Genomic DNA, 23,073 nt, shown 5'->3' with positions numbered 1-23,073 from the left:
CCGTCGGACATCGCGCCACGGGTGAGCGGAATGGGGACTGCGGCGACCGGGCCCGTTCGGCGGGCGCAGCTCGCACAGCCCGCGTTCATGGCGCCATGCGTCTCGCTTCGTCAACGCCGTCGCCGGCGATGGGCGTTTGCGCCGCCGCCCGCCGGTCGTGCGGCCGGGCGGCTTGAGGACGCCGGCTTTTGGCCATAGACAGTCGCCAGCGAGCCGGCCCCGCCTCAGGCGTCGCCGCACGCCACGCACCAGGCGCGACCCCGCCGCATACAGGGCAGCCATGCCGCTCGAACGAACCGACCGACCGCGCAAGATGCGGAAGCTGCCGTTTGCGGCGCTCAGGCGGATCGTCACCGTGATCCCGCTGAACCGCACCTACATGACGCTGTTCTGCCTAGTGATGGCGGGCGCGGCGGAAGGCTTCGGCGTGGCGAGCCTGCTGCCGCTGCTTTCGGCCATCGGGCCGGAAGGCGGCTCGCCGAAGGGGATCAGCGGCAAGATCATCACCTTCGTGCAGGGCCTCGGGATCGCCCCGACGCTCGGCTTCTTCCTGCTGGTGCTGGTCGGCGGCATGGTGCTGAAAGCGCTGCTCACGCTGGTCGCGATGCACCGCGTCGGCCGCGCCACCGCCGACGTCGCGAACAAGATGCGGCTCGACCTGATCGACTCGCTGCTCGCGGCGCGCTGGTCCTATTACGTGCGACAGCCGGTCGGCCGGTTCTCGGCCGCGCTGAGCTCCGAGGCGAGCCAGGCGGGCGAGGCCTACAACGCCGCCGCCAAATTCGCCGCGGAGATGATCCAGGTCCTGACCTACGCCGCGATCGCGACCCTGATCTCCTGGCGGCTCGGCGTCCTGTCGCTCGCGATCGGCCTCGTGATGGTCCTGACGCTCAACCGCTTCGTCACGATCGCGAAGCGCACGGCGCGCAAGCAGAAGCGGCACATCCGCACCATGGTCGGCGGCCTCGTCGACCTGCTCGTCGGCATCAAGCCGATGAAGGCGATGGGCCGCCACGCCCGCTTCCAGACCCTGTTCGAGCGCGACGCCGACCGCATCCGCACGGCCCAGCGCAAGCAGGCCTACGCCCGCGAGGCCAACAAGGCGCTGCAGGAGCCGATCCTTGCGATCTGCCTCGCAGGCGTCATCTACATCGCCGTCGGCTTCTGGGAGATGCCGCCCGGCCAGGTGCTCGTCATGGCGCTGCTGCTCGCGCGCGTCGTCACCAGCATCGGCAAGGCGCAGCAGGCGTTGCAGGCGGTTCGCATCGCGCAGGCCTCGTTCACCGCGATCGCGAACACCATCGACGCCGCGCGCGCCATGCGCGAACCCTCCCCGCTCGGCAAGACGCCGACCTTCGACAAGGGCATCACGTTCCGCGACGTCTCCTTCACGATCGGCGACACGCCGATCCTGACCGGGGTCAGCTTCGAGGCGCCCAAGGGCAAGGTGACGACGATCACCGGCCCTTCCGGCGCAGGCAAGACCACCGCGGTCGACCTGCTGCTCGGCCTGCACGAGCGCACCAGCGGCGACGTGCTGATCGACGGCGTTCCGCTGCCGGAGATCGACCTTGCGACCTGGCGGAAGATGACCGGCTACGTGCCTCAGGAGCTAATCCTGTTCCACGATACGCTGCGCGCCAACATCACGCTCGGGCAGCCCGAATTCGACGACGACGACGTGATGCGCGCGCTGGAGCAGGCGGGCGCCAGCGGCTTCGTCGCCGAGCTGCCGGAGGGCCTCGACACGATCGTCGGCGAGCGCGGCGCGCGGCTGTCGGGCGGCCAGCGCCAGCGGGTCTCGATCGCGCGCGCGCTGGTCCACCGGCCGCAGCTTCTCATCCTCGATGAGGCGACCACGGCGCTCGACCCGGAAACCGAGGCGAACATCGTGCGCAACGTGCTCGAGCTGTCGCGAACCACCGGCGTGACGGTGCTTGCGATCTCGCATCAGCCGGCCTGGGAGCGCGCCTCCGACAACGTCGTGCGCCTGTCCAGCGGACGGGTGCTTTCGGTCGAACGCCGTGATCCCGGCGCGCCTGCGTCCGCCGGGGCCGGACCGCGGCTGCGCGCCGCCGACCCGCTCGCCTGAGCGTCCGGGAACAGCGATCCATTGGGAATGCAGGAATGACCGACCTCACCGAGGCCCCATTGACGCCGGAAGTCGCAGCCGAGCGCGGTCTGACGATCCTCGACGCGCTCGAGATCGCGGCGCAGGGAACGGAGGGCTTCAACTTCCATTCCGGCAAGGGCGCGCTGACCGAGGCGCTGACCTTCGGACGTCTTGCGGCCGACGCCCGAGCGCTCGCGCGGAAACTGCTCGGCGCGGGGTTGAGGCCAGGCGACAGGGTGGCGCTGATCGCCGACACCGAGGGCGACTTCGTCCGGCTGTTCTTCGCCTGCGGCTACGCCCGCATCGTTCCGGCGCCGATGCCGCTGCCGATGGCCTTCGGCGGGCGCGAGGCCTATATCGGCCATGTCCGCAAGATGATCGAATGCGCCGACGCGCAGGCCGCCTTCGCGCCCACCGCGATGAGGGAGTGGCTGCTGGAGGCTTCGGCCGGCCTGCCGCTCGCCATCGTCGGCACGGCGGCCGACCTTGAGGGCGTCGCGGCTCATGACGGCGAGCTGCCGCGTCCGGAAGTCGACGACCTCGCCTATCTTCAGTTTTCGTCGGGCAGCACGCGCTTCCCGAAGGGCATTTCCGTCACTCACCGCCAGCTGATGGCCAACGCGACGGCAATCAGCCGCCATGGCCTCGTCGTGCGTCCCGGCGACCGCTGCGTCTCGTGGCTGCCATTCTACCACGACATGGGACTGGTCGGCTTCATGCTGACGCCGATCGTGGCCGGGCTCACCGTCGACTATCTCGCGACCCGCGATTTCGCGCGGCGGCCGCTGCTCTGGCTGGAGCTGATGGCGCGCAACCGCGGCACGATCTCCTACAGCCCGAGCTTCGGGTTCGAACTCTCGGCGCAGCGTGCTGCGACCGTCGACCTCGGCGATCTCGACATCTCGTCCTGGCGCTGCGCCGGCATCGGGGGCGACATGATCCGCCCGCACGTGCTGCGCCGCTTCGCCGACCGCTTCCGGCGCCACGGCTTCGATCCCGCCGCTTACGTCGCGAGCTACGGCATGGCGGAGGCGACGCTTGCGCTGACCTTCGCCCCGCTCGGCGAGGGCCTGCGCGCCGAGACGCTCGACCTCGACCGTCTGGAGAACGAAGGCGTCGCCGTCGCAAGCGAGGCCGGCGAGCGGACGCGCGAGTTCGTGCTGTGCGGCCCCGCTCTCCCCGGCCACAGGATCGAGGCGCGCTCAGCCGACGGGACGGTTCTGGCCGAACGGCGGGTCGGCCGCATCTTCGCCCGGGGCCCCAGCCTGATGCGCGACTATTTCCGCGAGGAGGAGGCGACGCGCGAGGCGCTTTCCTCCGACGGATGGCTCGACACCGGCGACCTCGGCTACCTCACCGAGGGCCAGCTGGTCGTCACCGGCCGCGCCAAGGACCTCATCCTCGTCAACGGCCGCAACGTCTGGCCGCAGGATCTGGAATGGGCGGTCGAGCACGGGATCGAGACGCTGCGGAGCGGCGACGTCGCCGTGTTCTCGGTCGACGCGGCGGAAGGCGAGGAGGTCGTCGCCCTCGTGCAGTGCCGGACGGCCGCGCCGGACGCGCGCGAGGCTCTGGCGACGGAAGTCTCCGCCCTGCTCCGCCAGCGCTTCGGAACGCCAGTCACGGTGCGGCTGGTCGGGGCGCACGCTTTGCCTGTCACATCGTCCGGAAAACTCAGCCGCAGCCGGTCGCGCGAACTCTATCTCGCCCTCCGCGCCAGCGAGCCGGAACACATTCTGCAACAGAATATTACAACTTCGCAGTAGCGCGGGGTCCGGCGACGTATCTGTCGTCGGCGGGAGGCGCCCGAGCGGGCCCCGACTCCGCGCCGTGCATTGACCGAACGGTTCGGTCAAAAGGCTGGTTTGGTCAGATGTTCGAGACATTTAGGCGGAATCGTCTGGATTTTGAGCGGCTCGGCGATGTCGTCGTCGCGTCCGCAAAAGCGGGATTCGCCGCCGAGGCGGAGCGCTTGGCATTTTGGCAACAGTTTCGTGACATCGTTCCGGGCGTCCTTCTCCAACGCCGCCGAGTCGTGCACGAGTAATAAGCAGCCCTGTAACACGCTGCATTGATTAGTGTTTCTGGCGGCGCTGCAGAAGCTTTACAGAGTAACGGCCGGTTCATAGTTTACGGTCGCCGGTGAAGTCTGCAGCGTCGATTTCGCCTAGGCATCAAAATGACGGAAGAAAAACTGGCGCTGCTGTCCGAGATTTCGGATGTCCTCAAAGCAGTGACGAGCAAGGACGTAGAATTGAAGCCGGGCATGAATATCGTGAACGACTTGGGTTTGGATTCGATCGCCGTGATGAACTTCTGCATGGCGCTGGAAGACAAGTTCGATATCTCGATACCTTTGAATGACATGGCGAGCGTTGTGACCGTCGACGACCTTGCGGACACGATCACGACGCTTCGGAGTAATGCGTGATGGCGATTCTCGATAAGTTCTCGACGCTCGCGGCTCGTTACGACGCCCTCAAGCAGAGCGGCAGCGATCCGTTCTCGGTGAAGTTCGACGACATCATCTCCTCGGTCGAGGGCGTGGTGAACGGCAAGCGCACCGTGCTGTTCGGGACCAACAACTATCTCGGCCTGACCTTCGACCCGGTCGCGATGGAGCGCTCGATCGAGGCGATCCGTCAGCACGGCACCGGCACGACCGGCTCGCGCATCGCCAACGGCAGCTACAAGGGCCACGAGCAGCTCGAGCGCGAGCTCGCCGACTTCTACGGCCGCAAGCACTGCATGGTGTTCTCGACGGGCTACCAGGCGAACCTCGCGATGATCTCGACGCTGGTCGGCAAGGACGACCATCTGATCATCGACGCCGACAGCCACGCCTCGATCTACGACGCGTCGCGGCTCGGGCACGCCCCGGTCGTGCGCTTCCGGCACAACAACCCCGACGACCTCGCCAAGCGCCTCGCGCGGCTGAAGGACGTGCCGGGCGAGAAGCTGATCGTGGCGGAGGGCATCTACTCCATGCTCGGCGACACGGCGCCGCTGAAGGAGTTCGTCGACGTCAAGCGCGAGTTCGGCGCCTACCTCATGGTCGACGAGGCGCATTCGATGGGCGTGCTCGGCCAGCGCGGCCGCGGCCTCGCGGAGCGTGAGGGCGTCGAGGAGGACGTCGACTTCGTCGTCGGCACCTTCTCGAAGAGCCTCGCCAGCGTCGGCGGCTTCTGCGTCTCCTCGATCGAGGGCTTCGACATCCTGCGCCTCGCGGCGCGGCCTTACATGTTCACCGCCTCGCTGCCGCCGTCGATCATCGCCTCGACGATCTCGGCGCTCGAGACCCTGCGCCACGAGCCGCAGCGCCGCACCAAGCTGCGCGCCAATTCGCGCCGCTTCTACAACGGCCTGAAGGACGCCGGCTTCACCGTCGGCCCCGAGGCGAACCCGATCGTCGCGGTGATCCTGAACGACGTCGCCGTCGCGACCGCGTTCTGGAAGCGGCTGATCGACGAGGGCATGTACCTGAACCTCGCTTTGCCGCCCGCGACGCCGAACTCCTCGGCCTTCCTGCGGTCGAGCGTGAGCGCGGCGCACAACGACGAGCACATCGACTTCGCGATCGAGCTGATGACCCGCGTCGGCCGCGAGTTCGGCCTGATCCCGGACGCCGAGCCCGACTACTCGAACGTGACGCAGTTCCCGCGCGTCAGCGCAGAACGCCCTGCCGCCAGAGCTTCCATAGCGCCGGCCCGGCGGCGAGAAGCGGATGTCGGCGCTGGAATGGCGTGACCTCGACGCGGCGCCCGGTGTGCCGCTCGATCTTCCAGGCGATGTAGTCCACGCCGCCTGAGAACGTGAAGGCGGCTTTCGCGAGCCGCGCCAGATTGAGGGGCTTGGCGATCCGCTTCCGGCGGCGCCAGGCCCTTTCTGCATCCGCCCTCGCCTCGGGCGTGATCGCGGGCGTCAGCGCCTCCCCTGCCCCTTCGGCGAAGCGGATCGCCTCGGCCGTCCAGGCGAGCGGCAGCAGCGCGGCGTAGCGGGCCGGCGCGCTCTCGATGATAGAGCCCGGCCGCCCCTTGCCCTCGACGCGAAGCTCCGAGGCGTAGGTGCGCGTGAACAGCGCCGTCCAGAATTCGCCCGCCGGCCCCGACGGCGGCCCGAGATGCGCCGCCCACCACGCCGCCGCGCCGACCGCGATCGAGACCGCCTCCGCCGCAGCCGATGCCGCCGCCTCATCGCGGCGCCAGACCAGCCCGCAGGGCTGCGCGAAGCGCGCCCAGATCGTGGTGTCGAGGCTCTGCGCACGGGCGTGGTCGCGGAACTGCGCGAGCGACATGATCGCGATCTTGGCGCGGAGCTTCGGCTCGCCGGAGGTCTCGGCGTATTCGATGTTGGGCGGCAGCGTCCTGGCGCCGGTCCGCGCGGGCCGTCCCCAGTCCCAGGCGGCGAGGTCGTCGAGCAGCACGTAGAAGTCGAGCAGCCCGTCGGTCTCGCCGGTCCGGAGCGCCGAGCCGTAGAACAGCACGGCGACGGTCCCCGCCCCGCCGCGGGCCGCGATGTCCGCGGCGAAGGCCGAGATCGCGGGCGACACGGGCCTTGCGAGCTCGCCCGAGACGAATTCGATGAGGCCGGCCGCGCTCATCGGCGTCAGAGCCTGACGAAGGAGAGCGGCGGTCCGGACCGAATCTCGACCGCGCCGTCGGGGCCGGGCTCGAACCGGTCGCCGTCGATGATGAAGGGCGCCCGCAGCGACAGCGACACACGGTCCGCGCGCTCGCTCCGCCAGCCTTCCGCCGCAGCCCACGGCCGCGGCCGGCCGAGGCCGGCGGTCGCGAGGCCGAGCGCGAGGCGCCGCGGCGGGGCCGATATCTCGGTCACCGCGATCGCGCCCTCGCCGGTTCCCCAGAACGGCCAGAGGCCGAGCACCCAGCGCCGGAGCGAGGTCGCGAGCAGCGCGAAGCTGTCGTGGGTCGCCTCCCCGCCGCCGTCGAGCGCGAGCGACAGCGGCACGCCGCGGCTCCACGCCGCGCGCTCCTTGCCGAACAGCGCCGTCGAGACCGACCCCACGACGCCGAGCGCGACGCCGAGCTTCTGCGCGAAGCCGCGCTCGTGCACGCGCTCGTCGACGAGGCGGGTCGCGCGCTCGAAGGCGCCGAGGCCGAACACGAAGCCGTAGACCGAGCGCCCGTCGAACGAAATCGCCAGCGGGCGGCGCACGGTCGTCGTCAGCGGCGCATCGGCGCTCAGCGCGGCGGCGAGCCTGCCGACGGCGTCAGGCCCCCGCCCCGCCCCGCCGACGTCGGCCGCGGCCACGTTGGTCTTGCCGTTCGGCAGCAGCGCGATCTGCGGGAGCGCGTCGCCGAAGGCCGGCGCCATGGCGCTCATCACGTCGCGCAGCGTGCCGTCGCCGCCGTCGATCGCGAGCGTCGTGACGCCCGCCGCCGCGAAGCGCCTCATCACCTCGGGATAATCGGCGGGCGAGTCGGGCGCCTCGAACAGGACGCCGGCGGAAGCGGGCGGCGCGGCGCGGCCGTTGCGGTTGCGCCAGCTTCGTCCGTTCGCGACGACGCCCAGCCGCGTCACGCCGAGAGCCAGGAGGTGACCGGACGCTTTCGGCTGACGATGACGCCCTGGACGAGCTGCACGGCGTGGACCACCAGCGACAGCACGATCCACCACAGCACGACGATCATCCCGACGTCGGGCCGGCCCAACAGTGTGAAGACGGTCAGGATCACGAGGTTGGGGTTCCGGCGCGCCGTGATCAGCCGGAAGAAACTGTCGAACGGCCGCCAGACGTGCATATGCATGCCGAACAGCCTGAGGAACGCGCCCTCGAGGATGCGCTGGACGATGTAGCCGCCGATGATGACGCCGACGGCGAGATCCGGCCGCTCCAGACCGAGACCGACCGCCGGCAGGCCCACGATCCACGCCCACCACCAGAACGGCGGATGCACCAGGTCGATGCCGTGGTCGAGCACGTCGCCGAACTTCGAGTAGGTCATGGTCACGCGGGCGAGCTTGCCGTCGACGGTGTCGAGGAAGGTCATGATCCAGGCCGGGACCAGTCCGGTGAGGAACCAGCCGTTCCAGAACAGACCGAGCGCGACGAACATCAGGACAAGCCCGACATAGGTGACCTGGTTCGGCGTGATGGCGCGCTCGGCGCACCACTTGGTCACGATCCGCGCCGGAACCGGCCAGACATATTTGGTGACGACGTCGGTAACGCCCTTGTAGGAGCCTGCGAAGCTGCGCGCCTCGAAATCGTCCACGGTGGCGGCGTTCAGCGGCGCGACATAAGCGATCTCCCGCTTGCGGAGCTTGCGGTTGTACGAGCCCGCGAGTCCTTCGGAATCGAGCGCCGCGACGCCGGTCGGCAGCGGGCCGCGGCCTTCGAGCGCGGCGATCGCCGCGGGGGCCGTCTGCGACGCGACGCCCGCCGCGACCAGCGCGCCGTCAACCGTCAGCGCCACGTCGGCGCGCTCGACAAGCGCCTCGATCAGCCGCTGCTCGTAGGCGTAATCCAGTCGGAGCGCGATGACGCGGCCGCCTTCGACGAGGCCGTCCGCGTTGGGACGGACATCCGTCACGCCGGCGCGCGACAGCTGGCGGCGCAGCCGCTCCGCCGCGGTCATGCCCCAGATGCGGACGTCCGACGCGCCGACCAGAACGGCGACCGGCGCTTGCGCGCCGCTTTTCGAATCCGTCATTCTTCTTGCAATTCCCGCACGCGCCACACTATCGGCGTGTCGTTTAGCGACAAACCGGCCGCCTTGCCAGCCTCGCAAGCTGCGCCTTCCCAAGGGATCGGACCCCTCGATGGCCAACAAGACTATGGAGAAGTTCGGCTATCCGCGAAGCCTGGTGGCCGAGGTCGGCGCCTGGAGCGTGCTCGTGCGGCCGAAGCAGCCGACGCTCGGATCGCTGGTGCTCGTCTGCCGCGAGGAGGCGACGGCGTTCTCCGACCTGTCGCCGCAGGCCTTCTCGGATCTCGGCGCGGCGATCGGCGCAATCGAGCCTTGCCTCAGCGCGTTCGTCAAATACGCGCGCATCAACTATCTGATGCTGATGATGGTCGACCCCGACGTCCACTTCCACGTGATTCCCCGTTACGACGGTTCGCGGTCGTTTCGCGATCTGGTCGTTCCGGACGCCGGCTGGCCCGGACCGCCTGATCTTTCGCAGGGCGCCGACCTCGACGGGGCGGCGTCCGACGCGCTGGTGGCCGAACTCAAATCGTGCTGGACCGCCTGATGGCCGCCGGACGCTGGGGCATGCCGCGGCTTCGGCTGCTCGACCGCTACGTGCTGGGGCTGACGCTCCGCCCGATGCTGATGGCGCTCGGCGTCGTGCTGATGGCGCTGCTGCTGGAGCGCGTGCTGCGGCTGGTCGACCTGCTCGCGACCGCCGGCGCGCCCGTGATCCTGGTCTTCACGCTGTCGGCCAACCTCGTCCCGCATTATCTGGGCTTCGCGCTGCCGGCGGGCTTCGCGCTCGGCGTGTTCAGCGCGGTGTCGCGGCTCAGCCTCGGCGCCGAGCTCGAGGCGATGCTGGCGAGCGGCGTCTCGGTGCAGTCCGTCACCCGACCGCTGATCGCGCTGGGCGCCGTGCTCGCGATCATCAGCGTCATCGTTGTCGGCTTCCTGTCGCCCTATTGCCGCTACGCATACCGCGACATCCTGAATTCCAGCGTCGCCTACGCCTGGCGGGCGCATGCGCCGGCCGCCACCTTCATCAGCGCCAAGGACGGCCTGACGATCACCGCCGACGACGTCGACAAGACCGGCCGCGAACTGACCGGCGTGTTCATCCAGAACCGCGAGGACGGCGCCGACGTGGTGACGACCTCGGCCGGCGGCACGCTGGAGCTGACCCCCGACCGGACGCAGATCCAGCTGAAGCTGCACAATGGCGTGATCGTGCGCGATTACGGCGCGGCGCGGCCGAGCACGCTGCGCTTCCAGGAGCTGGTGCTCGACAAGAAGTTCGACCTGCAGGCCCCGCCGTTCCGCGCCCGCGGCGGCAACGAGCGCGAACTCACGCTGACGGAGCTCTGGAGCGAGATGAGCGCGCCGCTGCCCTCTTCGCCGGTGAACCAGCTGCAGGCGGAGTTCCACGCCCGGCTGGCGCGGTCGCTTTCGCTGCCGTTCCTGCCACTGCTGATCGTGCCGCTCAGCATGACCATGCGCCGCAATGCGCGGGTCGCGAACGCGGTCGCCGCGGTGCTGCTGATGCTCGCGTTCCACAATGCGCTTCAGATCGGCGAGACCTTCGCGCACAAGGGCCGGGGACCGGCGGCGCTGGACTGCTGGGCGCCGTTCGTCGTCTTCGTCGTCTTCGCGTTCTGGCTGTTCAGGACGAGCACGGACCGGCCAGGCGACACGATCGTGTCGCGGGCGATCGACCGGGTCAGCCGGGCCGTCTCCACCGCCGCCGCCGGCGTGTTCGGCCGCTTCCGGACCGCCGAGGCCTGAATGCGCTTCACCCGCTATCTCAGCACGTCGCTCGTCAGGCTGTCGCTGACCTCGGCGCTGATCCTCGCCTTCATCGCGCAGATCCTGGATCTCGTCGACAACGCCGGCGACATTCTGGACACGGGCGACGGCCTGCTCGGCATCCTGCGCTATGCCGGCCTGAAGATGCCGACGCTGCTGACCCATTCGCTGCCGCTCGGGGCGTTGATCGGCGCTCTGGCGGCATTGCTTACGCTCGCGCGCAACGGCGAGATCGCCCCGATGCGCTCCGCCGGGCGCAGCACCTGGGCGCTGTTCCTGATGATGCTTCCGGGCGCCCTCGTGCTGGTGATCGTGCAATCGACGTTGATCGACGTCATAGCCCCGCGCACCGAGGCGAAGCTTGCGATCATGCTGACCCATGCGGGCGACGAGGGCGACGCCGACGTCGAGGCCGGCGCCGCCAAAGACGGCAAGACTGATCCCAAGCCGATCTGGCTCAGGATCGGCGACTCGGTCGTGTCGTTCGACCGGGTCAGCGACAAGGGCAAAAAGCTGAAGGCGCTGCGGATCTACGACCGCGACGCCAACAAGATCGTCACCGCCCGCACCATGGCGGCCGAAGCTCACTACGAGAAGCGGCGCTGGATCCTGAAGGACGCCGAGCGGGTCGACTGGACGCGCGACAATTTCAACGTCCGGACCCCGGCCGACGGCCCCTGGAACACGACGCTCACCCCCGACGACGTGCTCTCGGCGCTGACGCCGGAGAGCCGCGTGTCGCTGGCGGCGGCGCGCGCCGTGCTGTCCGGCCAGATGACGCCGAACGCGCCGCTGGCGTTCTACGAGACGCTGGTCGAGCGGATCTACGCCGGCCCGCTGGGCGCGATCGTCATGGTGCTGCTGGCGATGCCGGCGGCGCTGGTGAACTGGCGCGACGCCCGCTCCATCCGCCACGCCGCGGCGGCGCTCGGCGGCGGACTGATGTTCATGCTGAGCGACGGGCTGCTGTCGACGCTCGCGCTGACCGGGGTCATCACCCCCGTCGTCGGCGCCTGGTCGGCCCTGCTGATCTTCGCCGCATACGGCGTCTGGCGAATCCGTCGCATCGACGGCGGCTGGCCTGAACCGAAGGTCCATGCGACCTCGGGCCCCAGGCTTGCGGAGGCGAACGGTTGACCACTTTCGAAATCCGGCCGGTGGAGTCCAAAGCGGACCTCGAGGCCTTCATCGCGCTGCCCGACCGGCTTCACGCCAGCGACCCGAACTATATCGCCCCGCTCAGGCTGGAGCGTCGGGACGCCCTGTCGCGTAAGAAGAATCCCGCGTTCAACTACATGGACGCCGCGTTCTGGATGGCTTGGCGGGACGGCCGCCCCGTCGGGCGCATCAGCGCTCAGGCCGACCGGCGCACCGGCGACATCGGCCATTTCGGCCTGATCGCGGCCGAGGACGACCCGGAAATCTTCCATGCGCTGTTCGGCGAGGTGGAGCGCTTCCACCGCGCACGCGGCAAGGCGGAGATCCAGGGACCGTTCAGCCTCAACATCAACGAGGAGTCCGGCCTCCTCGTCGATGGCTTCGACACGCCGTCGATGATGCTGATGCCGCACGACCTCCCCTATGTCGGCCCCCGCGTCGAGGCGCAGGGCTACGCCAAGACGATGGACCTCTACGCCTACCTGCACGACACCGGCACGCCTTTCCCCAAGTCGATCCAGCGCATCTTCGCGCGCCCGAAGCCGCCGGAGCTCGTCATCCGTCACATCGACTGGAAGCGCTACGACGACGAGCTGCCGTCGATCATCGGCATCTTCAACGACGCCTGGGCGGAAAACTGGGGCTTCGTGCCGTTCGGCGAGGACGAACTCCGCCATGTCGCGAAGAGCATGAAGCTGCTGCTCGACGAGCGCCTCGTCTGGATCGCCGAGGTCGCCGGCCGCCCCGCCGCCTTCGGGCTGGCGCTGCCCAACCTGAACGAGATGATCCGCGACCTCGACGGCGAGCTGCTGCCGTTCGGCTGGGCCAAGCTGCTCTGGCGGCTGAAGCGCCAGACCTACACGTCGGCCCGGATCCCGCTGATGGGCGTTCGGCGCGAATTCCACGGCACGTATCTCGGAAACGTCATGCCGTTCTACATCTTCGAGAAGTTCCGCGAGGAGGGCTGGCGGCGCAAGGTCCGGCACGTCGAGATGTCGTGGGTGCTGGAGACCAACAGGCCGATGCGCCATATCGGCGAGGCGCTCGGCGGCGGCGAGGCCTACAAGACCTATCGCATCTATTCCAAGAGGCTGACGTCGTGACCGTCACGGCGCTGGTGCTGGCCGGCGTCCGGCCGGGAGGCGATCCGCTCGCGGAGTTCGCCGGCGTCAGCCACAAGGCGCTGATCCCGATCGGCGGCGTCGCCATGCTCGACCGCGTCGTGAACGCCCTCAGGGCGAGCGGCCGCGTCGGCAGGATCGCAGTGTCGATCGACCGGCCGGAGCTGGTGACGACGCCCGACGTCGAGGTCTTCCGGTCCAAGGCGTCGCTCAGCGAGAGCGTGGCGGACGCCTTCGGGCGCCTCGGCGCGCCGCTGTTCGTCACCACCGCCGACCATGCGCTGCTCGAGCCGGAATGGGTCGGCTACTTCCTCGACCACGTCCCCGACGTCACAGTCACCGCGGCGCTCGCCCGCGACACGGTGGTGATGGCGGCGACCCCCGACACCAAGCGCACCTTCATGAAGCTCGCCGACGGCGGCTTTTCCGGCTGCAACATGTTCTTCTTCCGCGACATGGCGGCGATCAAGGCGATCGAGATGTGGCGCTCGGTCGAGGCGCTCCGGAAGCGGCCGCTGAAACTGCTGAAGAAGCTCGGGCCCCGCGCGATCCTCGACTACTCGCTCGGACGCCTCACGCTCGCCCGCGGGGTCGCGGCGATCGAGCGGCTCTCCGGCGTCAGCGCCGGCGTCGTCGAGATGCCCTTCGGCCGCGCCGCGGTCGACGTCGACAAGCCCGCCGATCTGATCCTGGTGCGCCGGCTCGTCGAAACCACTTAAGCGCTCTCCTTCGCCTCGATCAGCGCTTCGAGGCTTTCCAGCCTGTCCGCCTCGTGAGGCGGCTTGTCCCAGCGGATGCGGGCGATGCGCGGAAACCGCATCGCGACTCCCGATTTGTGGCGCGTCGAGCGCGCGATGCCCTCGAACGCGACTTCCAGCACGAGGCCGATCGCCTCGGTGTGCGTCACCTCCCGCACCGGGCCGAAGCGGTTGACGGTGTTCTTGCGCACGAAGCGGTCGAGCTCGACGAGCTCCTCGTCGGTGAACCCGAAATAGGCCTTGCCGACGGGGACCAGCCGCACCCCCTCCTCGTCCTCCGTCCAGAGCCCGAAGGTGTAGTCGGAATAGAACGACGACCGTTTCCCGTGCCCCCGCTGGGCGTACATCATCACGGCGTCGACCGTCATCGGGTCGTGCTTCCACTTGAACCACAGGCCCTTGGGACGCCCGACGACATACGGGCTGTCGCGGCGCTTCACCATCAGCCCCTCGACGGCGGCCGAGTCGTCGCCTGCGCCGGCGGAGGCCGGATCGAGCCGGGCGGCGGCCAATCCGTCCCAGTCGTCGAACGGCACCATCTGCGAGAGATCGAGCCGCGGATTGTCCTCGCGCGCCACGAACGCCTCGAGCCGCTTGCGCCTGACGTCGAACGGCAGCTCGCGCAGATCCTCGTCGCCCTCCACCAGCAGGTCGTAGGCGCGGATATGGACCGGGAATTCGGCGAGCAGCTTCGGCGTCACGCTCTTCCGGTTAAGCCGCTGCTGCAGCACGTTGAAGCTCTGCACCTTGCCGTCGCGCAGGACGAGCAGCTCGCCGTCGATCGAACCCTCGAAGGTCAGCGCTTCGATCAGGTCCGGGAACGTCCCGGAGACGTCCTCCCCCGACCGGCTCCAGAGCCGCGCGACCTGACGCCCTTCGGCGTCCTTGCCCGCCGAGGCCTGGACGCGGATGCCGTCCCACTTCCATTCCGCCACGAAGGCCGCGGGATCGAACAAGCGGTAGTCGGCGTCCTCCAGCGGGTGCGCCAGCATGGGCGGGCGGAACGGCGCGGGATCGAGCGCGAACGGCTTCTCGCCGCGGCCCTCGACCCAGGCGAACAGCTCCTCATAAGGCGGCTGCAGGCCAGGCCAGACCAGCTCGACGTCGTCCGGCTTGTGATCGCCGAGCGCCGCGACCGCGGTCTTGGCGAGCCGCGCCGAGGCGCCGATGCGCAACGACCCGGTGATGAGCTTGAGCAGCGCCCAGCGGCCGACCTCGTCGAGCGCGTCGAGCCAGTGCGCGAGCCGCTTCGGCAGATCGAGCTTCGCCGTCGAGGTCAGTCCCTCGACGATCTCCGACAGAACAGGCGCGCGGTTGGCCCGCGTCTCCCCCGGCCACATCAGCGCGACCGTCTCGGCGAGGTCGCCGACATAATCGTAGGAGAGGTCGAACAGCACGGGGTCCGTCCGCTCCATGATCAGCCCGCGGATCAGCCCGGGCTTGGCGTGCCGGAAGCTGAGCGCCCCGGTCAGCGCCGCCAGCGCCCAGCCCCTTTCGGGGTCCGGCGTTTCGCGAAAATAGTCCGCGATCAGCCGGATCTTGGCGTTGCGGCGCGGCTCGTAGGCGAGCCGGTCGAGCAGGAAGGCGAAGCGGTTCATGGCGCCTCAGCCGCCTCCGCCGGCGTCTCCTCCGCCTCGCCTTCGTCGCCATAGCCGACAAGCCGCAACGGCTTCGCCTTGAGCCCGGACGTCCCGCACCAGTGCACCAGCGCGTCCTCCTCGCCGTGGGTCACCCAGATCTCCTGCGCTCCGGTGTCGAGGATCGTCCGGCGCAGATCGTCCCAGTCGGCGTGGTCGGAGACCACGAGCGGCAGCTCGACGCCGGACTGGCGGGCGCGGGCGCGGATGCGCATCCAGCCGGAAGCGGCGGCCGTCACGGGGTCGGGGAACTTGCGCGCCCACAGCTCGCGCAGCGCCGAAGGCGGGCAAAGCACGATCGCGCCCGCGAGCTTCGGGCGCGCCGCGGGCTCGACCCGGATCGTCTCGCCGAGATCGATCCCGAGCGCCTCATAGGCCTCGGTCACCCGGACCATCGCGCCGTGCAGATGGATCGGCCTGTCCCAGCCCGCGAGCCGCAGGAGCTTCATCAGCCGCTGCGCCTTGCCCAGCGAATAGGCCCCGACGAGATGCGCCCGGTCGGGGAACAGCGCCACGCTGTCGAGCAGTTTCGAGACCTCGTCGGCCGCGTCCGGGTGGCGGAACACCGGCAGCCCGAAGGTCGCCTCGGTGACGAACAGGTCGCAGGGCACGACCTCGAAATCCGCGGCGGTCGGATCGTGCGCGCGCTTGTAGTCGCCGGAGACCACCGCCCGGAACCCCTTCCATTCCAGCAGGATCTGGGCGGCGCCCAGCACGTGGCCGGCGGGATGGAAGCTCACCGTGACGCCGTTGACCACCGTCCGCTCGCCATAAGCGGCGGGCTGTCTCGTCTTGCAGAACTCCTCGCCGTAGCGCGCGGCCATGATGGCGAGCGTCTCCGGCGTCGCCATCACCGCGTCGTTGCCGGGACGCGCATGGTCGGCGTGGCCGTGGGTGACGAACGCCCGCTCGACCGGACGCATCGGATCGATGAACGCGTCCGCCGGCGGGCAGTAGAGGCCGCGGGGCGTGGGGCACAGGAGATCTTCGGGGCGCATCTGAGTGCTCAGATAAGCGCGGAACGCCGATTGGACAGGCGCCCTTTCTCCCTTCTCCCCCTGAGGGAGAAGGTGGCCGCGAAGCGGCCGGATGAGGGGTGGCGGCTGCGTCCTTTACCGATGAGGCGCCGCCCGTCACCCCTCACCCCGGCCCTCTCCCGCAAGGGGAGAGGGGGGAACGGCGCCGCCGCGCTCTTCCTGATCCCTCCAATTTCAAAGGGGGTAACCTCGGCGCAGCCAAGGTCGAGTGGGGATCGCGCAGGATCAAGCTCGCCGGCAGATTGCGCCGTAGACCCCCCCCCCCCGACCCACGCGTAGGCGTGAGGAGGGATAAGCGCCCCTCCCCCAGCGCCCCGGCGCGCTTATCTCTCGCCTGTGTCCACAGCCCGCCGCGCCGAAGCCGTCCCCGTCCTGCCCGACCGCTTCACGCGCTGGTTCGCCTCGCGCGGCTGGAGCCCGCGGACGCATCAGCTCGAGCTGCTGGCCCATGCCAGCGCCGGCCGCGACGCGCTGCTGATCGCGCCGACCGGCGCCGGCAAGACGCTCGCAGGGTTCCTGCCGACGCTGGTGGAGCTCGCGGAGGCGCCGCGCGGCGAGAGCGCCGGGATCCACACGCTCTACGTCTCGCCGCTGAAGGCGCTCGCCGTCGACATCGCGCGAAACCTCGAACGTCCGGTCTCCGAGATGGGCCTCGACGTCCGCGTCGAAGGCCGCACCGGCGACACTCCCGCCAGCCGCCGCCAGCGGCAGAAGCGCCAGCCGCCGGACATCCTGCTGACCACCCCCGAGCAGATGGCGCTGCTGATCGGCGATCCGGGCGCAGGCCGGCTGTTCGAGACCGTGAAGCGCGTCGTGGTGGACGAGCTCCATGCGCTGAGCCCCACCAAGCGCGGCGACCAGCTCGCGCTCGCGCTCGCGCGCGTCCGGGCGATGGCGCCGTCGCTCACGACCGTCGGCCTCTCGGCCACCGTCAAGACGCCGGACGAGTTGCGCCGCTGGCTGGTCGACCCGCGCCGCGGGCAGGACCTCGCCGACCTCGTCGAGGTCCACGGCGGCGCGGCGCCGGACATCGCGATCCACGAAACCGACGAGCGGCTGCCCTGGGCCGGCCATTCCGCGGCGCATGCGGCGCCGGCCGTCTACGAGGCGATCAAGCGCCACCGCACCACGCTGGTGTTTTGCAACACCCGCGCCTTCGCCGAGATCGCCTTCCAGGAGCTGTGGCGGATCAACGAAGACAATCTGCCGATCGCTCTGCACCACGGCTCGCTCGACGTGAACCAGCGGCGCAAGGTCGAGGCGGCGATGGGCGAAGGCCGGCTGCGGGCCGTCGTCTGCACCTCGACGCTCGACCTCGGGATCGACTGGGGCGACGTCGACCTCGTCGTGCAGATGGGCTCGCCGAAGGGCTCGTCGCGCCTGCTGCAGCGAACGGGGCGCGCCAACCACCGGCTTGACGAGCCGTCCAAGGCGCTGCTGGTGCCGGCCAACCGCTTCGAGGTCATCGAGTGCGAGGCCGCGCGCGAGGCGGCGCTCGCAGGCGAGCAGGATGCGGAGGCCGCGAAGCCCGGCAGTCTCGACGTGCTGGCGCAGCACGTGCTCGGCGTCGCCTGCGGCGCGCCGTTCGACGAGGACGCGCTCTACGGTGAGGTGGTCTCGGCCGCGCCCTACGCCGAGCTCGACAGGAAAACCTTCGCCGAGGTGGTGCGCTTCGTCGCGACCGGCGGCTATGCGCTGCGCGGCTACGAGCGCTTCGCCAAGATCCGCCAGACCAAGGACGGGCTCTGGCGGGTCTCCAACCCCATGATCGCGCAGAGCTGGCGGCTCAACGTCGGCACCATCGTGGAGGCCACGATGCTGAAGGTGCGGTTCGCACGCTCCAAGGGGCCGGTGGGGCGCATGGCGGGCGGGCGCGTGGTCGGCCAGGTCGAGGAGTATTTCGTCGAGACCATGACGCCGGGCGACACCTTCATGTTCGGCGGCGAGGTGCTGCGCTACGTCGCGCTGGTCGAGAACGAGGTGTTCGTCACCCGCGCGGCGTCCGAGACGCCGAAGGTCGCGGTCTACGCCGGGGGCAAGATGCCGCTCACCACCGGGATCGCCGCCCGCGTGCGCGAGGCCATCGCCGATCCCTTGCGCTGGAGCGCTCTGCCGAGGCAGGTGCGCGAATGGCTTGGCTTCCAGCAGGAGCGTTCGGAGATCCCGCGGCCCGACCAGCTGCTGGTCGAGACCTTCCCGCGCGGCGGCCGGCATTTCCTCATCGCCTATCCCTTCGAGGGCAGGCTCGCGCACCAGACGCTCGGCATGCTGCTGACCCGGCGGCTGGAGCGGGCGCGGGCGCAGCCGCTCGGTTTCGTCGCGACCGACTATGCGCTCGCGGTCTGGGGGCTGGGCGACATGGGCGAGATGATCGCCGACGGTCGCCTGTCGCTCGACGACCTGTTCGACCAGGACATGCTGGGCGACGACCTCGAGGCCTGGATGGCGGAGAGCGCGCTGATGAAGCGCACCTTCCGCAACTGCGCGATCATCGCCGGGCTGATCGAGCGGCGCTTTCCGGGCAAGGAAAAGACCAGCCGGCAGGTCACGATGTCGACCGACCTCGTCTACGACGTGCTGCGCCGGCACGAGCCGGACCACCTGCTGCTCCGCGCCGCCCGCGCCGACGCCTCGCGCGGGCTGATCGACCTGGAGCGCGTCGCCGAGTTCCTAGCCCGCGCCAAGGCGCACATCGTGCATCGCCCGCTGGAGCGCATCTCGCCGCTGGCCGTCCCCATCCTCCTCGACGTCGGCCGCGAGCAGGTCTACGGCGAGGCGCAGGACGCGCTGCTCCGGGAAGCCGCGGAGACGCTGGTCGAGGAGGCGATGGGGCCGATTGGACAGACGCCGAGGACCGAGGCGGCGCCAGTTCCGACCCCTCTGCTTCGAACGACGGACCGGCGAAATCTGAAGCCTAAGAGCCCCCTCACCCGCTCGCTCCGCTCCCGACCTAGCCCCGGCGGGGAGAGGTGACCAGGCGGCCCGTTTCACGATACAGGAACGACCGAAGACGGCCCCGGTCGCGCCGGAGGACGACGAGCTTTGTTTCTGAAAAGGCGCTCGGGCATGGACCGCCGATTCCGGTTCCTGCTATGTTCCGAGCGATGAGTCTCTCCGCCCTTCCCGCCGAGGACCAGATCGAGCCCACGCTCCGCGTCGCCGGCGTCGCGCTGACGGTCGACGTCGCGGGCGCGCTCTACGAGCCGCGCTCGGGCGCGCTGATCGTCGCGGACCTGCATCTCGAGAAGGGCTCGTCCTTCGCCCGCCGTGGGCAGTTTCTGCCGCCTTACGACACGGCGACCACGCTCGGCCGGCTGGCGCGTCTGGTCGAGACTTACCGGCCGAAGGCCGTGATCGCGCTCGGCGACAGTTTTCACGACGGCGGCGGGCCGTCGCGGCTCGGCGAGGCCGATCGCGCGGCGCTGGCCGCCCTTCAGCGCGGCCGGGACTGGATCTGGATCGCCGGGAACCACGATCCGGAGCCGCCCGCGCGCTGCGGCGGCGCGGCGCTCAGCGAGATGACGCTCGGACCGCTCACGCTCCGCCACGAGCCGCAGGCCGGCGCGAGGCCCGGAGAACTCGCGGGCCATCTGCACCCCGTCGCGAGACTGGCGCTGCGCGGCCGCGGCGTGCGCCGCCGCTGTTTCGCGACCGACGGCGCGCGCATCGTGCTGCCGGCTTTCGGGGCCTACGCCGGCGGGCTCAACGTGCGCGACCAGGCGTTCGGCGGCCTGTTCGCCGCCGATGCGTTCATGGCGTGGATGCTGGGGGAGACCGGCGTCTACGCCATCCCCGGCTTCGGCCTCAGGCCCGACTGAGCGGGCGCCTCACCACGTGTAGCGCAGGCCGATCGTCTGGTACTGCGCGCCGCCGCTGTTCTTGTTGAACACGGCGAGCTTGCCGCCGGAGCGGTGGTGGAAGCGCAGGATGACGTCCCAGTGCGGGTTGTCGGGCAGGCCGAAGGTGATCTCCGGCGAGAGGTAATGCAGGACGTGCGAGGTGTGGCTCGCCTTGTCGCGCTCGACCTGGTCGATCCGGGTCGCGTAGTTCAACCCGGTCGAAACCGCGACGGTGGTCCTCAGATAGTCGTTCCACGGAAAGGACTTCCAGCGGAAGTACAGCGCGCCCCAGGTCTCGCCCGCCTTGAGATCGCCGAACCGCTTGCCGACGCCGAACTCGGTCTCTACGCCCCACAGATCCCTGTAGCTCGCGATCTCGCGCGACACCGCGCCGCCGATGAAACCGGAATCCTTGGTGCGCCAGTCCCAGGGGGTGAAGATCTTGCCCTTGGTGAAGATGCTCGACATCGACGTCGCGATGTAGCCGCCGCCATAGACGGTGACGTGGCAGGTGAGCTCGCAGGGTTCGGTCCAGGGCCTCCAGCGGAAGCCGTCAACGGCCTCGGGCGCGACCACCGACGTCTCGGGACCCGACATCGGTATGTCCGCGGCCCTCGCCGACGACACGCCGATCAGCAGTCCTGCTGCGGCGCACAGGGTGACAAGACGCCCGAAATTGACCTGCAAGGATCGCTTAGCCCCCGACGGCGCCGAAGCGCCGAGCCCCCGAAACACACCTATCATCTCAGCACGCGTCCTTCAAACTCCGCGGCGTCAGGCCGCATACGCAACAACGACCGCTGCCGCCGTCGTCGAGATCATGGCGAGCGTCGCAAGCAGCAGCCTGAAACGCCGATACCAGCGCGGCGCGGCGAACCGCGTCGCATAGGCCCCGTCGACGACGCCGTGAGCCGCGAGGCCCGCCGCCGCCATGCCGAGCCCCGCCGCTCCGCCGGCCAGCAGCCCCGCCCACGCCCAGAGCGGCGGCGCCATGGCGGCGAGGTAGAGCCCCGTCCGGATATCCTTGGCCGGGTGCCTCAGGGCAAGGCCCCAATGCACCCCGCCGAGGAAAGACAGGATCACCGCAGCGTAGCCGAGCAGCGCCGCAGCGGGCGAGAGCCCGGCCACGCCCGAGGCGCCGAGCGCGACGCAGAGCGACAGGACGATGAAGGGCGCGAGCCCCAGCAGCCCGAGCGCGAGCGGGAGTTCCGGTATGTCATGGTCCTCTCCCGCCGGCTCGGATGCGATCAGCGTCATGGCGTTCACGCCCTCAGTCGCGGCGGAACATAGCAGACGCGGCCCAGCCGAACAGGAGGGCGAGCGCCGCGACGGCGAGGCCGTAGCCCAACCGTAACCTTTCGGCGACATCTGCGACGCCGGCCTCGAAGCCCGCCTTCGCCACCCGGAACGAGACCGTCGAGCGGGCGACGACCGACCCGCCGGAGTACAGCCGCGCCTCGACCTCGAAGGCGCCGATCGGCACGTTGGGCGGCAGCCGCACGGTCGCGCGGAACAGCGACGGGTCGAGGAACGCGACGCCGCGGTCGTCCTGCAGCCACAGCCCGCGCCGCTCCTGGATGCGGATGAGGGCGGCGGCGGCCGCGCTCACCCCGCCCGGCACATGGCCGAGCAGGCCGCTTCTCTCGGACGGCGGCGGGGCGCCGGCGCCGCTCTCCTCTGGCGGCCGCGTCGAGAGCACGCTGAGAAAGGTCGGGGCATACGGAAAGTCGGTGGTGGACCGGGTGATCCACAGCCCCGCCACTCTCGCCTTCTCGCGCACGGCGAGCGTCTCGGCCGGCCCCGTCGTGGTGATGATCAGGTCATAGGGGCCGCCCCCCGCCGGAGCGTTCTTCACGATGCCGAAGACCGTGAGATCGCCGCCCGCGAAGTTGGAGGCGATCGTGATCTCCTGCGCGGAGAGCGCGAGCACCAGGTCCTCGGACCGGGCGGAGGACGCCGTCAGGCAGGCCGCCGCAACCAGCCCCCACGCCCTCACCGGCTCGGATCCTTCACGACCACCGAAAACGGATCGGCCGGCCGCACCGTGAGGTCGGCGAGGAACCTGACGCCGACGGCGAGCAGCAGGAGCGCGAGCAACAGCCGGAGTTGCACGCCGCGCATCTTCTGCCCGACCCGGACGCCGAACTGCGCGCCGATCGAGCCGCCGAGCATCAGCAGGGCGGCCAGCACGATGTCGACGGAGGCGTTGGTGATCGCGTGCAGCAGGGTCGCCGCCAGCATGGTGACCAGGATCTGGAACAGCGAGGTGCCGACCACGACCGCCGTCGGCACTCGGAAGACATAGACCAGCGCCGGAACGAGCAGGAAGCCGCCGCCGATCCCGAGCACCGCGCCGATGAAGCCGATGCCGGCCCCAAGCGCGATCAGCGGCAGGACGCTCACATGGATCATCGAGCGTCGGAACCGCATCTTGAGCGGCAGGCCGGCGATCATCGAGCGCCGGCCCGCCCGCCGCGGCGGGGGGCTCGCCTCGCCGCGCATCAGCGAGCGGACCGACTCGACCAGCATCAGGCCGCCGATCGCGCCGAGCACGACGACGTAGGACACCGCGATGATCGCATCGAGCTGGCCCGCCGCACGCATCACGTTGAAAAACCAGACGCCGAGCCCAGCGCCGACGACGCCGCCCCCGAGCAGCACGAGGCCGAGCCTGAAATCGATCGCCTGGCGTCTGTGGTAGGCGAGCACGCCGGTGAAGGCGGAGGCCGCGATCTGCGGCGCCTCGGAGGCGACGGCGACCGCCGTCGGGATGCCGATGAAGATCAGCAGCGGGGTCATCAGGAACCCGCCGCCGATCCCGAACATTCCCGAGACGAAGCCGACGGCGAGCGCCATGCCGAACACCAGCAGGACGTCGACAGGGATTTCGGCGATCGGAAGATAAGTCTGCATTGCGCGGGAACGCCCGTCAGGCCGGCGCGCCCGGGAGG

Annotated in this window: 20 protein-coding genes; 11 read left to right on the top strand and 9 right to left on the bottom strand. The window is 69.9% G+C overall.

Annotated elements, in window-relative coordinates:
* Positions 1 to 280: 280 nt before the first annotated feature.
* The 4 genes from PKE75_RS17590 (at position 281) to spt (ending at position 5,860) form a co-directional block, all read left to right on the top strand.
* On the top strand, positions 281 to 2,092 hold the full coding sequence (locus PKE75_RS17590) for an ABC transporter ATP-binding protein (RefSeq protein ID WP_271170053.1): 1,812 nt from the start codon (positions 281 to 283) through the stop codon (positions 2,090 to 2,092).
* 35 nt (positions 2,093 to 2,127) lie between these two features.
* Positions 2,128 to 3,879 (top strand): fatty acyl-AMP ligase, encoded by a 1,752-nt coding sequence (locus tag PKE75_RS17585; protein WP_271170052.1) that lies wholly within the window; start codon positions 2,128 to 2,130, stop codon positions 3,877 to 3,879.
* A gap of 413 nt (positions 3,880 to 4,292) precedes the next feature.
* Entirely contained in the window at positions 4,293 to 4,544 is a 252-nt protein-coding gene (locus PKE75_RS17580) for an acyl carrier protein (RefSeq protein ID WP_271170051.1), read from the top strand.
* The gene (gene spt, locus PKE75_RS17575) at positions 4,544 to 5,860 is read left to right on the top strand and encodes a serine palmitoyltransferase (protein ID WP_271170050.1); all 1,317 of its coding nucleotides are present in this window, start codon (positions 4,544 to 4,546) and stop codon (positions 5,858 to 5,860) included. Before PKE75_RS17580 ends, spt begins: the two co-directional genes overlap by 1 nt.
* Here the strand turns inward: spt and PKE75_RS17570 are convergent.
* The 3 genes from PKE75_RS17570 to PKE75_RS17560 are packed head-to-tail and all read right to left on the bottom strand — an operon-like array spanning position 5,778 to position 8,787.
* Complete coding sequence (locus PKE75_RS17570) at positions 5,778 to 6,713, bottom strand: hypothetical protein (protein ID WP_271170049.1); 936 nt, start codon at positions 6,711 to 6,713, stop codon at positions 5,778 to 5,780. The two genes, spt and PKE75_RS17570, sit on opposite strands and share 83 nt — an antisense overlap.
* A gap of 5 nt (positions 6,714 to 6,718) precedes the next feature.
* On the bottom strand, positions 6,719 to 7,654 hold the full coding sequence (locus PKE75_RS17565; protein ID WP_271170048.1) for a diacylglycerol kinase family protein: 936 nt from the start codon (positions 7,652 to 7,654) through the stop codon (positions 6,719 to 6,721).
* The gene (locus tag PKE75_RS17560; RefSeq protein ID WP_271170047.1) at positions 7,651 to 8,787 is read right to left on the bottom strand and encodes a CDP-alcohol phosphatidyltransferase family protein; all 1,137 of its coding nucleotides are present in this window, start codon (positions 8,785 to 8,787) and stop codon (positions 7,651 to 7,653) included. Before PKE75_RS17560 ends, PKE75_RS17565 begins: the two co-directional genes overlap by 4 nt.
* 109 nt (positions 8,788 to 8,896) lie before the next feature.
* Here PKE75_RS17560 and PKE75_RS17555 point away from each other — a divergent pair, with 109 nt between their 5' ends.
* From PKE75_RS17555 to PKE75_RS17535, 5 genes are read left to right on the top strand one after another with little or no spacing between them, the layout of a single operon-like run.
* A complete protein-coding gene (locus PKE75_RS17555; RefSeq protein ID WP_271170046.1) occupies positions 8,897 to 9,331 on the top strand; it encodes an HIT family protein in 435 nt (144 codons plus the stop codon).
* Complete coding sequence (locus tag PKE75_RS17550) at positions 9,316 to 10,551, top strand: LptF/LptG family permease (protein ID WP_271170045.1); 1,236 nt, start codon at positions 9,316 to 9,318, stop codon at positions 10,549 to 10,551. Before PKE75_RS17555 ends, PKE75_RS17550 begins: the two co-directional genes overlap by 16 nt.
* Positions 10,552 to 11,709 (top strand): LptF/LptG family permease, encoded by a 1,158-nt coding sequence (locus PKE75_RS17545; RefSeq protein ID WP_271170044.1) that lies wholly within the window; start codon positions 10,552 to 10,554, stop codon positions 11,707 to 11,709.
* Entirely contained in the window at positions 11,706 to 12,833 is a 1,128-nt protein-coding gene (locus PKE75_RS17540; protein ID WP_271170043.1) for a dATP pyrophosphohydrolase, read from the top strand. Before PKE75_RS17545 ends, PKE75_RS17540 begins: the two co-directional genes overlap by 4 nt.
* Positions 12,830 to 13,570 (top strand): NTP transferase domain-containing protein, encoded by a 741-nt coding sequence (locus PKE75_RS17535; RefSeq protein ID WP_271170042.1) that lies wholly within the window; start codon positions 12,830 to 12,832, stop codon positions 13,568 to 13,570. The genes PKE75_RS17540 and PKE75_RS17535 overlap by 4 nt, the downstream gene beginning before the upstream one ends.
* Here the strand turns inward: PKE75_RS17535 and PKE75_RS17530 are convergent.
* Both PKE75_RS17530 and PKE75_RS17525 read right to left on the bottom strand, forming a co-directional pair.
* Entirely contained in the window at positions 13,567 to 15,207 is a 1,641-nt protein-coding gene (locus PKE75_RS17530) for a cisplatin damage response ATP-dependent DNA ligase (RefSeq protein ID WP_271170041.1), read from the bottom strand. The genes PKE75_RS17535 and PKE75_RS17530 overlap by 4 nt on opposite strands.
* The gene (locus PKE75_RS17525) at positions 15,204 to 16,244 is read right to left on the bottom strand and encodes a ligase-associated DNA damage response exonuclease (protein WP_271170040.1); all 1,041 of its coding nucleotides are present in this window, start codon (positions 16,242 to 16,244) and stop codon (positions 15,204 to 15,206) included. The genes PKE75_RS17530 and PKE75_RS17525 overlap by 4 nt, the downstream gene beginning before the upstream one ends.
* Positions 16,245 to 16,619: 375 nt before the next feature.
* Between PKE75_RS17525 and PKE75_RS17520 the strand changes: the two genes are divergently transcribed.
* Positions 16,620 to 19,256, top strand: coding sequence for a ligase-associated DNA damage response DEXH box helicase (locus PKE75_RS17520; protein WP_271170039.1), 2,637 nt, complete (start codon positions 16,620 to 16,622; stop codon positions 19,254 to 19,256).
* Between the two features lie 131 nt (positions 19,257 to 19,387).
* Positions 19,388 to 20,101 carry a ligase-associated DNA damage response endonuclease PdeM gene (gene pdeM, locus PKE75_RS17515; RefSeq protein WP_271170038.1) on the top strand — a complete coding sequence of 238 codons (714 nt, stop codon included), beginning with the start codon at positions 19,388 to 19,390 and terminating at the stop codon, positions 20,099 to 20,101.
* 9 nt (positions 20,102 to 20,110) lie between these two features.
* Here the strand turns inward: pdeM and PKE75_RS17510 are convergent, their stop codons facing one another.
* The 4 genes from PKE75_RS17510 to PKE75_RS17495 form a co-directional block, all read right to left on the bottom strand.
* Positions 20,111 to 20,809 (bottom strand): hypothetical protein, encoded by a 699-nt coding sequence (locus tag PKE75_RS17510; protein WP_271170037.1) that lies wholly within the window; start codon positions 20,807 to 20,809, stop codon positions 20,111 to 20,113.
* 87 nt (positions 20,810 to 20,896) lie between these two features.
* Positions 20,897 to 21,379 carry a DUF3429 domain-containing protein gene (locus PKE75_RS17505; protein ID WP_271170036.1) on the bottom strand — a complete coding sequence of 161 codons (483 nt, stop codon included), beginning with the start codon at positions 21,377 to 21,379 and terminating at the stop codon, positions 20,897 to 20,899.
* Positions 21,380 to 21,392: 13 nt separating this feature from the next.
* Entirely contained in the window at positions 21,393 to 22,118 is a 726-nt protein-coding gene (locus tag PKE75_RS17500; RefSeq protein ID WP_271170035.1) for a TIGR02186 family protein, read from the bottom strand.
* Positions 22,115 to 23,035 (bottom strand): sulfite exporter TauE/SafE family protein, encoded by a 921-nt coding sequence (locus PKE75_RS17495; RefSeq protein WP_271170034.1) that lies wholly within the window; start codon positions 23,033 to 23,035, stop codon positions 22,115 to 22,117. Before PKE75_RS17495 ends, PKE75_RS17500 begins: the two co-directional genes overlap by 4 nt.
* Between the last annotated feature and the right edge of the window lie 38 nt (positions 23,036 to 23,073).

Source organism: Hansschlegelia plantiphila, from assembly GCF_027922265.1.
Lineage (GTDB): Bacteria > Pseudomonadota > Alphaproteobacteria > Rhizobiales > Methylopilaceae > Methylopila > Methylopila plantiphila.
This window is presented reverse-complemented; position numbering and strand designations above follow the sequence as displayed.

Coding starts and splice junctions, on each gene's coding strand:
- pdeM (WP_271170038.1), top strand. CDS start 19,388: ATGAGTCTCTCCGCCCTTCCCGCCGAGGACCAGATCGAGCCCACGCTC.
- PKE75_RS17505 (WP_271170036.1), bottom strand. CDS start 21,379: ATGACGCTGATCGCATCCGAGCCGGCGGGAGAGGACCATGACATACCG.
- PKE75_RS17530 (WP_271170041.1), bottom strand. CDS start 15,207: ATGAACCGCTTCGCCTTCCTGCTCGACCGGCTCGCCTACGAGCCGCGC.
- PKE75_RS17570 (WP_271170049.1), bottom strand. CDS start 6,713: ATGAGCGCGGCCGGCCTCATCGAATTCGTCTCGGGCGAGCTCGCAAGG.
- PKE75_RS17495 (WP_271170034.1), bottom strand. CDS start 23,035: ATGCAGACTTATCTTCCGATCGCCGAAATCCCTGTCGACGTCCTGCTG.
- PKE75_RS17545 (WP_271170044.1), top strand. CDS start 10,552: ATGCGCTTCACCCGCTATCTCAGCACGTCGCTCGTCAGGCTGTCGCTG.
- spt (WP_271170050.1), top strand. CDS start 4,544: ATGGCGATTCTCGATAAGTTCTCGACGCTCGCGGCTCGTTACGACGCC.
- PKE75_RS17580 (WP_271170051.1), top strand. CDS start 4,293: ATGACGGAAGAAAAACTGGCGCTGCTGTCCGAGATTTCGGATGTCCTC.
- PKE75_RS17560 (WP_271170047.1), bottom strand. CDS start 8,787: ATGACGGATTCGAAAAGCGGCGCGCAAGCGCCGGTCGCCGTTCTGGTC.
- PKE75_RS17585 (WP_271170052.1), top strand. CDS start 2,128: ATGACCGACCTCACCGAGGCCCCATTGACGCCGGAAGTCGCAGCCGAG.
- PKE75_RS17525 (WP_271170040.1), bottom strand. CDS start 16,244: ATGCGCCCCGAAGATCTCCTGTGCCCCACGCCCCGCGGCCTCTACTGC.
- PKE75_RS17590 (WP_271170053.1), top strand. CDS start 281: ATGCCGCTCGAACGAACCGACCGACCGCGCAAGATGCGGAAGCTGCCG.
- PKE75_RS17555 (WP_271170046.1), top strand. CDS start 8,897: ATGGCCAACAAGACTATGGAGAAGTTCGGCTATCCGCGAAGCCTGGTG.